A 16918-nucleotide genomic window follows, 5' to 3' on the forward strand; every position below is an offset into this window, starting at 1 on the left:
GTTGCACCTGGCGGATTATTTAGTCATTTGAAAATGACTTTAGTTTTAGAATCTAATTATTATGTAACCCCAAAATTATTTAGATATGAATAAAATTAGACTTCAAAGATTTTCTTTTTTGATGACACTTTTTTTAGTGTTTTCAAGCCTAATGCATGCTCAAGGGCCTGTACCATTTACAATTAGTAATAATTCGACGTTTGCCGATAGCGACTTATATGTTGCCATTGTAGGAATCGATTATACTACAGGAAACCACGTTTGGGTCAATGCCAAAACAAGTCAGGTTTTACCAATGAGTGCATCTTACAATACGGTTACTGGACCCACTTATGGAGGAAACACAGGACCGGGACAAAATTCTAAATATGCAGCATGTTTTACAAAACTGAGTGAAATTCCAAACAAAACCTTCACCTTGCCATTAATTGCAGGGTGTCGAGTTTTTATTTCAAAAGGTTCACAATTGTACTTTTATTTTTTTGGAGCAAGCGGAGCACCGTCGGGATATGCATCGCCAAATCCGCAGAACGCAACAGATCCAAATCAGGGGATTTTGTATGAAATGATCGAATTGACTAATAATCAATATGGTTTCTTCGGAAATCCAACAAGAGTCGATTCATACAAATATCCAATGGGATTGGAATTGTTTGGAGCTAACGGATATCAAAAGAAAGTGGGAGACTTGAAAAAACATGCTGATATTGTTGCGGCTTTTAAAGCGAATGTTCCAGCTGAATTTCAAGGCTGTGTAAACGATGCGACAGGAGAAATTACAGCGCCGTCTAAAACTGCAGCTTACGCCGAAGGATCAGGGCCATATGCAAATTATTTAAAATCATACATTGATGCGATTTGGAATAAATACAAAAATGAAGATTTAATTTTCTATGCTGGAGATGCTGGTGTTTTTAAAGGAAGAGTTATTGGAGAACAACTAGAAATGGTAGGACAATCTGGTGCTTTTGTTGGAAGAACAGGACGCGTTCAAAACCGACCAACAACTCAGGAAGCTCTTGAAGGAAAAGGCGTTTTGGACAGAAGGTTGGTAGATGGAGATTTAGATCTTGTAATTCAAGCACAATTGACAGCCGCAATTAATCGACATGTGGTAAACACTACAACAGCAAATCCGGGTCAGCAAAATTGGTACGATGCATCAAAATATTATCAAGTAAATCCAACCAATCATTATTCTAAATTCTGGCATTTACCAGGAATTAATATTGATAATTTGGCTTACGGATTTGCGTATGATGATGTTGCCGATCAATCGCCATCGCTTCATTCGCCACAGCCAACAAAAGTTATTGCAACATTTGGAGGTTATTATGGACTTACTACGCCTTCAGTTCCAGCTACAACAGATGTAATCACTGTTTATAAAGATTGTAATTACACAGGTTTTTCTGGCGGATTAACAATTGGAGATTATAATCTGGCTCGTTTAAATTCTTTAGGCGTTTTAAACGATGATATTTCTTCGCTTAAAATTACTCAAGGTTATCAAGCGATTTTATATCAAGACGATAATTTTGGCGGAGCTTCAACGGTAATCAATTCTGATAATTCTTGTTTGAATACCACTTGGAATGATAAAGTGAGTTCAATCAGGGTTATTGCTAACGGAACGACAACTTTAGGAAACCAAACTTTCTTTCTTCAAAACAGAAACAGCGGTTTATACATGGATGTTTGGAATTCCAGCATGTCAAACGGAGCAGGAATCAATCAAGGCACTTTGAATTCTGGAAACAATCAGAAATTTACTTTCACGCATTTAGGTGATGGAATGTATAAAATCATTGCGAACCATAGCGGAATGTCAATGGACATTAATAACTTCAACAAAGCAAATGGCGCAAGAGTAGAACAATATCCATACAATGCTACCACAAATCAGCAGTTTATTTTGGTTGCAACAGGCGATGGCTATTATAAAATTGTTGCCCGTCATAGCGGAAGAATTGTTGAGGTGGCTGGAGCAAGTACAGCATCGGGAGCGATCGTTCAGCAATGGGATAACAACAATCAAACTTGCGGACAATGGAAATTGGTTCCGGCAACTAGTTCTCAAACTTCTGTATTGATTCAGGCAGAAGATTATTCAGCAATGAGCGGTATTCAAGTTGAAGCGACTACCGATACAGGTGGAGGTTCAAACGTTGGTTATACAGAAACAGGGGACTGGCTGGCGTATAACAATATTAATTTCCCAACAACTGGTTCTTATTTAATTGAATATCGAGTAGCAAGCGGTGTTACGGGCGGAAGATTATCTTCTGATTTGAATGCTGGAGCTGTCGTTTTAGGAAATGTTGATATTCCGAATACGGGAGGTTGGCAAAATTGGCAAACCGTTTCGCAGACTGTAAATGTAAATGCAGGAACATATAATTTCGGAATCTACATTCAGAATACAGGAATGAATATCAACTGGATTAAAATTACAAAAGTAGCTGGCGGAACAGCACGAATGGCTTCAGTTGAAACTGTTGAAGAACCAGCAGAAACTGTTTTAAATGTTTATCCAAGTCCAGTTGAAAATACCTTGTATGTAACAACAGATCTTTCTGGAGGAAGTGTAAAAATAGTCGATTCGCAAACAGGATCTACTGTAGCATCTCAAAAAATCAACAACAATAGTTTTGATGTTTCGCATCTTAGAAAAGGAATCTATTTTATAGTTTTTGAAAAAGATGGCAAACAAACAATCAAACGATTCATAAAGAAATAGTTTTAAAAAGTGATCTCAGGCTTTAGATCTTAAATAATAATGGAGTAGTGTTAGTTCTACGAAATTAGATTGCAAATCAAACCTAAAATCTAAAGTCTGAAATCTAAAATAAAAAAATATACAACTCAAATAACCGTCCCATGTTTACGAGTTTATTAATCTATTAAAACAATTATTATGAAAAACAATTACAAAAGAATGCTGCAGAAATGCATGATTATTTTAGTCTTGGTCGCTTTTAATTTAGCGACAGCCCAGAAAAAAGTGATAGCTTACATTCCGAATTGGATTGATTTAAATGCTTTTTCAAGCACTATTCAGTACAGTAAATTAACACATATTAATATTGCTTTCGAAAATCCCGATTCCAGTGGATATTTGAGTTTTAATTCAGGAAGCAATACAATCATAAATGCGGCACATGCACAGAATGTAAAAGTTTTTGTTTCTCTTGGAGGAGGCTCAGTTTCAGAAGGAGGAGCGATTCGTGACAATTATTTTAATCTGATAACTCCAGCAAATAGAACCGCTTTCATTCAAAAAATATACGATTATGTTGTTGCTCACAATTTTGATGGAGTCGATGTCGATTTAGAAGGGCCTGCAATTAATGGTGATTACGGCGGATTTGTGATTGCTTTAGCGAATAAACTGCATGCAAATGGCAAATTGATTTCAGCAGCACTTTCAGAAGGATATGGTGGTGCAAATGTACCTTCATCTACTTTTGCAGCTTACGACTGGATCAATATTATGGCTTATGATGCAACAGGTCCTTGGGCACCAAACAATCCGGGACAGCATTCTCCTTATAGCATGGCAGTAAATCAGTTTAATTATTGGACAGGAAGAGGATTGCCTGCAAGTAAAGCCGTAATTGGACTTCCGTTTTACGGATATGGTTTTGGAGCTTCTGCTAATCAGGGAATTTCTTATGCCAATATTGTAGCACAATATCCAGGCGCTGAAAATTTAGATCAAGTTGGAAACACAATTTATTACAACGGAATTCCGACGATCAAACAAAAAACAACTTTTGCGATTCAAAATGCGGCTGGAGTAATGATTTGGGAATTGTCTCAAGATGCAACAGGTTCAAAATCTTTGCTAACTGCCATTAACCAAGTTATTACAGGAAGCAATCCACCAGCAACAGGAACTTTAATTCAAGCAGAAAATTACAATACCATGAGCGGTGTTCAAACCGAAGCAACAACTGATACAGGCGGTGGATTAAATGTCGGATATTGCGATACAGGCGATTGGATGGCATATTATAATATTAATTTCCCAACTTCGGGTTCGTACCAAATTGAATATCGAGTTGCAAGTGCAGTTGCAGGCGGAAGATTATCATCAGATTTAAATGCAGGAACTATTCAACTTGGTGCTATAAATGTTCCAAATACAGGAGGATGGCAAAATTGGCAGACGATTTCGCAGACGGTAAATGTAAATGCTGGAACGTACAATTTCGGGATATATGTCCAGAACACAGGGTTTAATATAAACTGGTTTAGAATTATAAAATCGGGTTCAACGGCAAAATCTGCTCCTGCAAGTTCAGAACAATCCATTGCGAGTTTAGAAATTTATCCGAATCCGACTGAAAGTCAGCTTTTCTTCAGCACAGAGGTTTCTGGCGGAAATGTAAATGTTATCAATACAGAAGGCGGTGCGACTGTTTTTTCTCAAACCGTAAATAATAACAGCATTGATGTTTCGACTTTAAAAACAGGAATTTATCTGATTTCGGTAGAGAAAAACGGAATAAAAACAGTAAGACGTTTTATTAAAAAATAATCATAACCCATTTGCCATAATGGTTTTAGATACATTAAATTTTAGGTTTTAATGTGATGAAAAGGGCTGTCTATTTGGACGGTCTTTTTTTTGTTTTAACCGCAAAGAGCGCAAAGGTTTACGTAAAGTTAATTTAAGACGTTTTTTTGTAGCGCAAAGGCGCAAAGATTTTACGCAAAGTTCGCAAAGTTTTTTTGAGCTAAATTTTGTAAAAATATAAAAGGGCACAAAGCTTTATGGATATGTTTTTTTGGAGTTTAGTGAATATAGCCTGCGGTTTCAACCGCAGGAATACAATGCATATTGCCTATCCGTAGATACCCGCGGTTGAAACCGCAGGCTATGTTAAAATTTAGTTTGTTAAAATTATTTTTTCTGTAGATCTACAAAACTAGAATTCATAAAGCTTTGCGAACTTTAATTTATAAAATTATGCTCAAAATTCTTTGTGAACTTTGCGTAACCTTAGCGCTCTTTGCGTTAAAAAAAAACATCACTTCAAACTCTTAATCTCACCATTTTTTAAATCAACAGTAAAATGATCTGCTGGAACTTCGTGCATAAATTTATTGAAGATGATCAGGAATAATTTCATCTGTTTCTGCAAGGGAGTATCTTTTGAAAGATCAGCTTTGGAACCTTCTAAAAATAAATCAGACAAAACTTTATATTCTTTTGCTCTTTGAATTCCAACATCAGCCAAAGCCAATTCATCTGCACTTCTAAAACGATAAAAATCTACTAGAAGATCATAACCCGTCCAATTAAAGTTTTCTTTTTTGAGATTATTCTGAGTTAGGATTTTTTCCGATTTCGCTTCAGCTTCTTTCCATTCCTTTTGAAACTGTTCTTTATTTTTTAGTATAAAATCAAAATCTTGATTGGATTGTATATTGGCTAAAACCAGTAAATCTTTTGCAGAAACATTCAATATAAAATCTTTGAAAGCAGAAGGCCAATCGTCTTTTAAGAAACGAAGACGAACTAATTCTTTTAAATGAAAATCGGTAAAATCATGATAGTTTTTTGTTTTTAAAATATCAATATTCCAAATGTCTTGCATGTTCTGACTTTCCAAAAACTGATATTCCATTTTGTATAAATCAAAAAGTTCGTTGTATCTCGGAACATCATCAACAGTAATAGTTTGAATATCTACAAGATTATCCTTTTTGAAAGTCAATAATTTGTAGGCGGGAATATAAGCTGCTAAAGATGGTGTTTGAATGTTAACCAAAGTATTTCCTTTTACAGAAGTTCGAACTCCCGTATCGTTGATATGCATATGACCTCCAAAATGAATCTTCAATCCTGCATCTGCAAATACTTGTGCTACTTCTTCGACAGGAACTCGGTTTAATTGCCATTTGTTTGGACCAAGCAATTCTTTTATTTCTGCTGAAGCATCGTCATTAAAATCAATCATAGGGAAATGGCTGAATGCGATTAAAGTTTTTCCTTGTTTTTTGGCTTCCGCCGAAATAGTTTCAACCCATTTTATAAGATGTCTTTTGTTCGAAAGTACATTGTTATAACCCGTGCTGGCTTCGCTGTAATTCTTAGAGTCTTTATCTGCAGAAGCATTTTTCTTTGGTATATAAACATTTCCATCAATGGCCATCAACCAAAGTCCGTCGATAGGTTCTACGACATAACTAACATCTGGAACTTCATAACCTAGCGCTACTTCGTATACGCGATTTTCCAATTTTGCACTTTCTAAAGCTTTTTCGAATGTATAATTTTCGCTTGTATAAGTAGAAAATGGAGTTGCCCAGAATTTGTATTTTTTATTCGGATGAAAACCAAAATCCTGAAGTTGATCTGTAATTCCTAAATAACCCATTTTAGCAATGTCGGCGGTAACAACTACTGGCTGTTCGATGTTTAGATTTGGCTTATAAATACCGTCTTTGCTAAAAATGGGTTGACTTTTACCATCATTCCCTAAGAAATCTTCTTTTCCAGATTTTTGCGCAAATGGCCCAACTGGATCATGATTTCCTGTGGTAATGAAGAATTCTATTCCGTATTTTTTGGTGTATTGTTCTAATATTTTGGCTAATCCGCGAACGTGAATTGGCTGTCCGTCATCGGTATAATCTCCTGGAAGAGCGACGTATTTGATTTTTCGCTTAGCGATATCTTCTAAAGCGGCTATAAAGGCGAAATAATTTTCATTGAATATTCGAGTAGAATGCAGCTGAGATGACATCGTTCGCACCAAAACATATTCTCCCGTTTTCGGATTTATAACGCCTTTATAATCTGAATCTGAAAATCTTCCGAATAAATCCTGTAGATGCACATCAGATAAAAATGCGATTTGCGTTCCGTTGAGGTTTTTTACATTTTGTGCTGATGCATTATTGTTGAAAAAAACTAGGAACACTAACATGTATAATATTGTATATCTTGAATTCATAGGGTTTGTTTTTTTTAACCGCAAAGAGCGCAAAGATTTACGCAAAGTTCGCAAAGATTTTTGAGCATGATTTATAAAATAAATAAGGTCGCAAAGCTTTGTGGATTGCGCCTTTTAAAAAGATAATTATCAAATCTCGTTTTAATATAGCCCGCGGTTTCAACCGCGGGGACACAATGTATATAGTCTCTCTGAGCGTTCCCGCGGTTGAAACCGCGGGCTATATTTACAAACTACATACATAAAGCTTTGCGGACTTTGCGTAAATCTTTGCGCTCTTTGTGGTTAAAATTATTATTGTTTCAAGTTTCAGGTTTCCCGTTCCAGAAATAACTTGAAACTTGAAACCTGAAACAAAAAAAACTATTTTCCATTAACAGGATTATTTCTCACATAACTTCCATCATCGTATTTAATCTGATATGGCGAATTAAAGAAAGTGCTTGGCAGATAATAATCGGTTGTGATGATTTGTGCGCCTGATTTTTTAGCTGCTTCAAAATGCGAATAATCGTTAGCACGCGCTTCTTTGGTATCAGAATCGGCTCTTGTTCTTATTAAGTAGCCTTTTTTTACTAATTCCTCAATTTGTGGATCTTCAGAATTGTTTCGGAATAAAGCTGCGGCTTCTGGTTTTCCGGGTTCGGCGTTAATGAAAACGGCGCGTCCCTTAAGGGACGGATGATTCAATGCGTACAAATCTCTTTTTGCGCCGTTATTATCTAATAAGAATAAAAATCGTCCTTTGGCTTCTTTTAATGTTGGCCAGTTGTCATGCAAAACAGCTTCTTCGAGTGTTTTGTATTTTCCTCTTACCATATCTGGCGTAATCAGTTTGTCTTTTCCTAATTCTTTGCGGATTACTTTGTCCATTTCGTCAAAAACGGCTGCGGTGAAATCTTCAGGTTTTGTTCCGAAGAAATTGGCATCGCCGTCTTTTGGTTCTAAAGTGATAAAAACCGGAACGTGATTTGGATTGGCATCTGACCATTTTTTCAATTCCTGCAAACAGATTTCGAAAGTATAGCAAGAAGTTCTAAAATCGATATCCGGCATGTGGAAAACTTTAAAGCCAGGTTTTTTCATTAGTCCATCTGGATCGTAAGCTTCTTCAGATTTTGCAATATCTAAACCTTTCGGATGCGCATATTTTCCGCCTTTCGCGTCAGCAAAAATATCGATTTCCAGATTGCGTAGACCTTTATTTAATTGATCTGTAATACTAATATGAGTGTACTGTAAACCTTTAAGCGAACGAGAAGTGTCTCGTGCTTGAATAGTATTGTATAAGTCCGTTTCGATCGCATGACGATAGCTGTTATGCGATCCGATAACCTGAAGCTGGTTTATTTTCAGATTGTCGTTCTGAGCCTGAGCACTTAAAGCTCCTGCTAATAATAAAGTGAACAAAAATGGTTTCATAATTCTAAAATGTAATTGATACTGTTGACTGGGGACGCATCAAAAGAAAATTGCATTTTTTGAAAGTGACTAAATTAAAGTCTGCCGCTCGTTTTTATGTTAGATTAAAAAAAAGAAATCGCAAAGACATTCCTCTTTTGTCCATAAAAAAGTAGTATTAATACAACAAACGTGTTTATTTATTAATTTAAAGATAACCTTGACGCAAAAAGCATTGGGTTTTCATTTTATTATTTTACGATATTAAAAAGCCTGTAATTACAATATGAACAATCCTGAAATTTTTGAACAAACGTATAATCAATATTGGAAAAAGCTTAACGCATTTTCTTATACGATGACTCAGGATAAAGACTTGGCGCAGAACATCGTTCAGGATGTTTTTGTGGATTTATGGGAAAGAAAAGAAGAGCTGAATATTAATGCGATTGAACCTTTTTTGTTTCGCGCTGTAAAAAATCAAGTCTTTAAACATTATCAGAACAATCGTTTTGATAAGACGATTTTAGAAGAAAAATTCGAAGACTACATTATCGACAATTTTTCGACAATTGATCCAGAAGTGATGGATCTGCTTTATTCATTATTAGATAAACTTCCGGAGAAAAGAAAAGAAGTTTTGTTGATGTATAAATTTCAAGACATGACAATCGATCAGATTGCAGAAGAACTTGGAATTTCGAAACAAACCGTAAAAAATCAGATTTCATCTGCAGTAAAACAACTTCGCGAAGGCTTAAAAGATCTAGCTTGGCTCGCTCCATTTATTATTTTCAATCAAAAATTTTAAAATAACTTTTGCTTGATGTTTTCATAATATTTGGCGATAGTACGATTTCGAGATTCTGGTACTTATATAAAACAATAGTCTGTTAAGGGTAATTAGCAATTTTGTTTTAACACATAGAAACATAGATTTTTCTTTTTAAAAAAGGTAATTAAAAAAACTAGTTTTTACACATAGCTATACAACTATGATTATTTAAACTAGTGAAACGCCTTTAGCAAGCAATGAGAAACTATGATTCTATGTGTTGAAAAATTACACTAAGAGGCAGTAATAAGTATTATGATAAAAAGAATCAAACATAGTTTAGAGTATTTGCTGGATAAAAGTTCGCGAGGAAAAACTTCATCGGCAGAAGAAAATTTATTACATGATTTTGCTTTCAGCGAATATCAAAAATCAAAGTGGAATAATGATTTTATGGGAAACCCAGAAATCGAGTCTCAAAATATGTACGATGAAATTCAGTTAAGAATTGGAAAGAAGAAATCTTTCCGTCCTTATTTAAAATATATAGCTGCTGCCAGCATTCTTTTTCTGCTTGGTTTAGGATTTTTCTTGAGACCAAATGTTTTAAACCAAAAACAAATCACATTTAAAACGTCATCGATTCCCAAATCTATCCAATTAAGTGACGGTTCGAAAATTTATCTGGCAGCAAACTCATCATTTCAGTATCCTGAAAAATTTGAAGGCGATCAAAGAACAGTTTCTTTAGTAAAAGGAAATGCGTTTTTTGAAGTTGCCAAAGACAAAAAGCATCCATTTATTATTCATTCTGGCGAAATTCAAACCAGAGTTGTAGGAACTTCATTTCACATTCAATTATCAAAATTAAACTGTAAAGTGATTGTAGTAACTGGAAAAGTAAATGTGTCTGGAAAAGGGCAGAGCGTTGATTTAGTACCAAATCAGGAAGCTTTATTTGAAGGTGAAAAATTAACCAAACAATTGGCCGATAAAGCATTTTTGGTGAATTGGTATAATAAAGATGTTACGTTAGATCAAACTACTTTAAAACAAGTAATCACCATTTTACAATATAAATACGGAGTTTCATTTGAGTATAACAATAAACACGTATTAGCAATGCCGTTAACGGTATTCATTAAGAAGGACGCGACATTAGAAAATGTTTTGGAACAAATAAATTATATCACAAACCTAAAATTCAAAGTCTATGGCGAAATAGTAAAAGTGGATTAAAAACAAAAAAGCAGTTGCGGGAACAACTGCCATTAATAAATTAAGCATCGTAAAAACAATTACTTAAATCATGTATTTTAAACCTTCTTATTTAAATCTAAAGAGTTTTGTCTTTTTAGTTCTAGCTTTACTTGCCTTTCAGAGCGGTTATAGTAAAACTTTATTAAAAGAGTCAAAAATAGCAAATAAAATAGAAAAAGCGACTCTTGTCTCTATTTTTTCAAAATTAACAAAGCAGACCGATTACAAATTCAGTTACGGACAAGCTATAATTGCTGATAATACAGCTTATACAGTAAATTATAATACAGAGTCTATTACTGCTATTTTGAATGATCTTTCTAAAAAAGCCAATTTCAATTATAACATTAATGGTAAATTAATTTTAATTCAAAAAACAGCTGAGCCAAAAGCAGTAAATACCAAAGCAATTGAGAGAATTAAAATAAAAGGAAAAGTCGTTGACGAAAATAAATTGCCTATTCCTGGTGCATCTGTAATAGAAACGAGCACTTCAAACTCAACAGTGACCGATTTTGACGGTGTTTTTGAACTTACTGTAGGAGAAGGAAAAACAATCGATATTTCGTATGTAGGATACAAATCTAAGACGGTTCCTGCACAGAGTGGTTTTATGACAATTCAGTTAGAGCCAGCTACTGCAGAATTAAATGAGGTTTTGGTTGTTGGTTACGGAAAACAATCTAAAAAAGACGTTACGGGAGCAGTTACGCAATTGGAAGCGGCAAACTTTAAACAAGGAGTAAGCATTTCGCCAGATAATTTAATTCAAGGAAAAGTTGCGGGTGTTCGTGTGGTGAGTACAAGCGGTGAGCCTGGAGCGGGGGTAAACGTAACCATTAGAGGTGTCGGATCTATTAGAAGCGGAAGTACGCCTTTGTTTGTTGTTGACGGAATTCCATTGTCTAATGACGATGTGAGTCCATCGGGAACGAATGTTGGTTTTGGTAGTTCGCAAGCTAAAAACCCTTTAAACTTTTTAAATAATAGTGATATAGAATCGATTACAGTTTTGAAAGATGCATCTGCTTCTGCAATTTATGGAGCAAGAGGTTCTAATGGAGTTGTTTTGGTAACGACTAAAAAAGGAGCAAAAGGAGACGGAACTTTAACTTTTGATTCGTCTTTGGGAATTTCTACTGTCGCAAACAAATTAGATGTTTTGAGTGCAGGTCAATACAGAAATGCAATTAAAGATAAAGCTTTTGATCACGGTGGGAATACAGATTGGCAAGATGTAATTTTTAGAGAAGCTATTACAAAAAGCAATTCGCTAGCATTTTCTAAACAGACAGAATCAGGAAATTACTATGCTTCTGTATCACAATTAGATCAAGAAGGTATTATTAGAAACAGCAATTTTAAACGTTTGACAGGAAGAATTAATGCTGCTGAGTCATTTCTAGACAATAAACGTTTAAAATTAAAATTTAATCTTACGGCTAGTGAAACTAAGGATGATGGTGTTCCTACAAGTGATGACGGAGGTTCTAACGGACAATTGTTGGTTCACACATTAATGGCAAATCCAACTAGATCGGTTTTTGATGCAAATGGAAATTATACCAATTTTAATATGAATGCGCATTACAATCCAGCGTATTTATTAAGCATTTATACCGATCAGACCCGTACTTTAAGAGTTTTAGGAAACTTTGAAACTTCTTTTAGAATCGTGAACGGATTAGAGTATAAATTGAACCTTGGTATCGATCGTTCGATGTCAGAGAGAAATACTACTATTTTTCCAAACTTAACAGATTTGAATCCGAAAGGGAAATATGTTCAGAATAATTTAGATTCTAAAAACTCTTTGGTAGAGCATTATCTGACGTACAATTTAAATTTGGATAAACATAAAATTGAAGCTTTAGGAGGTTTTTCATATCAGAAATTTGAAAGATCAGGAACAAGTTTCAGTATCGACGGAATTTCAAACCAAGGTGAAGGCGTTCCTCCTTCCATAAATCCAGGTTTTAAAGGGACTCAATCGGGAACAACAGGTTATGCGCAGGAAAACGAATTACAGTCTTATTTTGGAAGGTTGAATTATAATTTCGATAATAGATATCTTCTAACAGCTTCTATGAGAGGTGATGGATCTACTCGTTTTGGTAAAAACAACAAATACGGTTATTTCCCATCATTTGCTTTAGGATGGAATATTGCTAACGAAAGTTTCTTAAAAGAATCTTCTACTTTAAACAACTTAAAACTAAGAGCGAGTTGGGGGCAGACAGGAAACCAAGAAGTTGAGAATAAAATTACGCAAGCAAGTTACTCATTATCTGGAGCTGATGGATATTATTTATATGATGATTTAAATCTAGTAAATGGAGTTTCTGTAAATAGAACACCAAATCCTGATTTGAAATGGGAGGTTGTGACGCAATTTAACGTAGGTTTAGATTTCAATTTATGGAATGACAAATTGTACGGAACATTAGATTATTTCAATAAAACCACTACTGATGCGATTTTGAATGTTCCTTCTCAAGCTTTGAGTCCAACCACTACAATCTGGACCAATATTGACGGTAAAATTATCAATAAAGGTATTGAGTTTATGTTAGGTTCAAAAATAGTAGATACTAAGAACTTTTCTTGGAATATTGACATGAACGGAGCAACATTAAATAACAAGATTGAAGATCTTCCAGTTTCAGAAATCTTAACAGGAACAATTTCAGGACCTGGACAATCTGGAGTAAATGCAAATATTTACAAAAGCGGTTATGCAGCTGGATCTTTCTATTTATTGGAGCACATTGGTTTTGATGCAAATGGAGGAAACATTTTTAAAGACCAGAATGGAGATGGTAAAATTGATAACAGCGATAGAATTATTATTGAAGGCGCCCTTCCAACTTTCTACTACGGATTTAATAGTGACATGAGATACAAAAACTTTACGTTTTCGTTCTCTATCATCGGACAAACAGGTGGTTATTTATTAAACAATACAGGTTTGAATGCATTAAACATAAACAATTTAGCATCAGATCGTAACGTGGCAACAGGTTATTATGAGTCTGGAGCAAATGCAGCAAACTCACCAATCTTATCAACTCTTTTCTTAGAAAAATCAGATTTTATTAGATTAAACACAGCTCGTATTGGTTACAACTTCGATTTGAAAGGATTAAACTGGATCAACGGATTAACGCTTTATGTAACAGGTCAGAACTTAATTACGATTACAAATTATACAGGTTACGATCCGTTAATCAACAGTCCGAAATCAAACGGAGGAAATCAATCTATTGGTATCGATTATGCAAGTTATCCAACTTCTAGAACATTCAGTTTTGGAGCAACTTTAAAACTATAATTATTATGAAGACAAATACAATTTTTAATATAAAAACATTAGCAATATTTTCTTTTATATGGCTTTTTGCAAGCTGTACTAACCTTGACGAAGTTGTTTTGGATGAGGTTTTAGGAGAAGATGCTTCAAACCCTGCTGGAGCTCTTGCGGCTGCTTACGACCGTTTAGGAGATGGAACGTTTGTAGATCATGGAGGAATTTTTTCTTTGCAGGAATACACGACAGACGAAGCAATTTTGCCAACTCGAGGAAGTGACTGGGGAGATGGTGGAAAATGGAGAGATATGCATGAGTTTACATGGAAATCTGATAATGCTGTTGTAGTGGATAACTGGAACAAATTGACAAACGGAATTACGCGTTCGTTAACTGCAATTCAATCAGTCGAAGAAAGTTCAATTCCCGAAAAGAAATTGTTTTTAGCGGAAGCGAAAGGACTTTTAGCGTATTATTTGTACACCACATTAGATTTGTACGGACAAGCGCCTTACAGAGATCCGATGAACCCAAATGCGCCTTTACAGATTTTAAAAGCCGATACGCAAATCGATCAATTGATAAAAGACGTTGAAGCTCTTCTGCCAGATTTAGCAGAAATGGGAACACAGCAAACGCATCACGGAAGATTTACAAGAGAAGCAGCTTATGGATTCTTAGCAACTATGTATTTGAATCGTGCGGTTTTTAAAGATCGTTTCAATGCATCTTCAAGTTTTAATTTTACTGAAGCTGCCGCAACTGGTACAGGAACAGATATGGATCGTGTAATTTATTATACTTCATTATTGATTGATTCAGGAAAGTATTCTTTAGAAAGTGATTATTTCAAAAACTTCGCGAGAGACAATGATAAAGGAAAAGAGTTGATTTTTGCTATTTCTCAGAAGATAGATTATATCAGAAACGGATCTAACAGTTTTGCTTATGTATGTATGGAGCGTAACCAAAGGACTTCTGCAGCCAATAGAGGAACAAACGCGGCTTGCACAACTCCTGAGTTTTTTGCGACATGGAATGGAAATCACGATGATCCGAGATTTCAACAGAAATACCAATATGCTGACGGAACTTGGTTTAAAAATGACGGTACAGATGTAAGCGTTCCAGCGACAGATATTGTTCCGAAAAGTGCTAATTTACCTTGGTTCCACTTCAATAGAGGAATTGAATTTGGACCTCAGTATGGACCAATCTTATTATCGTCTGGTTCTTTAGAAATGGTTAACGGACGTATTAAAGTTTCTCCGTTATACATGGAAAAAAGCACAACTACAAGAATGGATTTTACACCTTCCTTGACTTTCAAAAATCCGGCTCAGGCAGTTTTTGCTCAGAACGAGATCAATCAGGGAGCACGTATTTTCAAATATGAATTCGATCCAGAAGGAGGAAACGGAAACAGTAATGTTGATATTCCTTTATTCCGTTTAGGAGGAATTTACACGATGAGAGCTGAGGCTTATTTCAGAAAAGGGAATACAGCTCAAGCTATGGAAGATTTGAACAAATTACGTACGAGCAGAAAAAGAGAATCTCTATACGGAAGCACACCAGGAAAAGCTTTGACTGCAATCGATCAGACTGTTTTATATAACGAAATTGGTTTCGAATTATACTGGGAATTATACAGAAGACCACAAATGATCCGTTTCGGGAAATTTGATCTTCCAGGAACCGCAAAACCAGCTTCAGAACCATACAGAAGAGTTTTTCCAATTCCACAGTCTACTATCGATGTGACTAAGGAATTCAAACAAAATCAAGGATACAATTAAGTTTGTGTGTTAGTTTATTTTTTATTTTTTTTTCAAAAAGCCTGCTTCAAAAAAGCAGGCTTTTTCTTTTAAAGATGCTAAGGTTCTAAGATGCTAAGATTCTAAGGTTTATAGTTGCAAAGTTGCAAAGGCTTTTTAGATAATGATATTCCGTACAGAACTGTAGAGATGCACTGCAGTGCATCTAACGCAAAGTCTTTCCGATTTGATTTTCTGTATGATTTCACAAATTGTTAGACGCACTGCAGTGCGTCTCTACGGAAAATCTTTGGTAATTAAATTATACGATAATCTAGGTTTATATTTATCACAGAATCGTAGAGATGCACAGCAGTGCATCTAACACAAAGTATTTCCGATTTGATTTTCTGTATGATTTCATAAATCGTTAGACACACAGCAGTGCGTCTCCACGGAAAATCTTTGGTAATTAAATTATACGATAATCTAGGTTTATAAGATAACAGAATTGTAGAGATGCACTGCAGTGCATCTAACGCAAAGTATTTCCGATTAGATTTCCTTACATTATTTCACAAAACGTTAGACGCACAGCAGTGCGTCTCTACGGAAGATCTTTGGTAATCAAATTATACGATAATCATGGTTTGTAGTAATTATAGTTGTAGAAATGCACTGCAGTGCATAGAACGTAAAGTATATAAATCTCAGCATCTCAGTATCTCAGCATCTCAGTATCTCAGCATCTCAGCAACTTATCAACTCAGAACCTTAGCACCTTAAAAAAATATAATAAACGAATAGTTAAATGTAAGTGTTATCTGATTGATAATGAGTATATTTGAGTATGTGTTGAACATTCTTAAAATGTTTAAAAATGAACAGAATTAAATAACTCAAAAAGAATAAAAATCATGATACATCAAATTGATACCACAGATAATATTGTTGCCTTTAGAGCATTGGCAGAAGTAACAAAAGAAGATTTTTTGACTACAGTAACTCCAGCGGTTGAGCATTTGGTAAAACAAGTCAATGAAATTAATTTTTTATTGGTCTTAGATACAGACATTAAAAATTTTACACCAGGAGCATGGCTAGAAGATGGACTTTTGGGACTTAAGCATTTAGGAAAATGGAATAGAGCTGCAATTGTTACCGATACAGAAGAAATTATCTCCTTTACAAACGGATTTAGCTATATTGTTCCAGGCGAGTTTCGTGGTTATAAAAAGGCTGATTTTAATAAAGCATTAAATTGGGTTGAAGGAAATATTTCTTAATTCAATCTAATCAAAAATAGAAAGAGCGCTTATAAAGTGAACTGCCCCCAAAAAGTTAGACACTATTTGGGGGCATTTTTATGGAAAGAAAAGTCAAGTACAATTGTGAATTTAAACTTCGTTGTGTAGAAGAAGTTATGAAAAGGCATAACTCGGTTAAAGGC

At 34.9% G+C, this 16918-nt stretch carries 9 protein-coding genes; 7 read left to right on the plus strand and 2 right to left on the minus strand.

Annotated elements, in window-relative coordinates; genetic code table 11:
• Positions 1–85: 85 nt before the first annotated feature.
• Both ACFO3N_RS15790 and ACFO3N_RS15795 read left to right on the plus strand, forming a co-directional pair.
• A complete protein-coding gene (locus ACFO3N_RS15790) occupies positions 86–2740 on the plus strand; it encodes a beta-1,3-glucanase family protein (protein ID WP_379799213.1) in 2655 nt (884 codons plus the stop codon).
• Positions 2741–2917: 177 nt separating this feature from the next.
• Positions 2918–4543: a glycosyl hydrolase family 18 protein gene (locus ACFO3N_RS15795; protein ID WP_379799215.1), complete on the plus strand. Its 1626-nt coding sequence runs from the start codon at positions 2918–2920 to the stop codon at positions 4541–4543.
• A 493-nt stretch (positions 4544–5036) separates the two neighbouring features.
• Here the strand turns inward: ACFO3N_RS15795 and ACFO3N_RS15800 are convergent, their stop codons facing one another.
• Entirely contained in the window at positions 5037–6968 is a 1932-nt protein-coding gene (locus tag ACFO3N_RS15800) for a metallophosphoesterase family protein (protein ID WP_379799217.1), read from the minus strand.
• Positions 6969–7331: 363 nt separating this feature from the next.
• Positions 7332–8390 (minus strand): phosphatidylinositol-specific phospholipase C1-like protein, encoded by a 1059-nt coding sequence (locus ACFO3N_RS15805; RefSeq protein WP_379799219.1) that lies wholly within the window; start codon positions 8388–8390, stop codon positions 7332–7334.
• Positions 8391–8655: 265 nt separating this feature from the next.
• Here ACFO3N_RS15805 and ACFO3N_RS15810 point away from each other — a divergent pair, with 265 nt between their 5' ends.
• The 5 genes from ACFO3N_RS15810 to ACFO3N_RS15830 all read left to right on the plus strand — a co-directional run bounded on the left by ACFO3N_RS15810 (position 8656) and on the right by ACFO3N_RS15830 (position 16754).
• Positions 8656–9180: an RNA polymerase sigma-70 factor gene (locus ACFO3N_RS15810; protein ID WP_129748155.1), complete on the plus strand. Its 525-nt coding sequence runs from the start codon at positions 8656–8658 to the stop codon at positions 9178–9180.
• Between the two features lie 279 nt (positions 9181–9459).
• Positions 9460–10383, plus strand: coding sequence for a FecR family protein (locus ACFO3N_RS15815; protein ID WP_379799222.1), 924 nt, complete (start codon positions 9460–9462; stop codon positions 10381–10383).
• 70 nt (positions 10384–10453) lie between these two features.
• Positions 10454–13735, plus strand: a complete 3282-nt coding sequence (locus ACFO3N_RS15820) for a SusC/RagA family TonB-linked outer membrane protein (protein ID WP_379799224.1) — start codon at positions 10454–10456, stop codon at positions 13733–13735.
• Positions 13736–13740: 5 nt separating this feature from the next.
• Positions 13741–15510, plus strand: coding sequence for a RagB/SusD family nutrient uptake outer membrane protein (locus ACFO3N_RS15825; protein WP_379799226.1), 1770 nt, complete (start codon positions 13741–13743; stop codon positions 15508–15510).
• Positions 15511–16385: 875 nt separating this feature from the next.
• Positions 16386–16754: a SpoIIAA family protein gene (locus ACFO3N_RS15830; protein ID WP_095930732.1), complete on the plus strand. Its 369-nt coding sequence runs from the start codon at positions 16386–16388 to the stop codon at positions 16752–16754.
• Positions 16755–16918 lie beyond the last annotated feature (164 nt).

The organism is Flavobacterium chungangensis, from assembly GCF_042654045.1.
In the GTDB taxonomy this organism is placed as follows: domain Bacteria; phylum Bacteroidota; class Bacteroidia; order Flavobacteriales; family Flavobacteriaceae; genus Flavobacterium; species Flavobacterium chungangensis.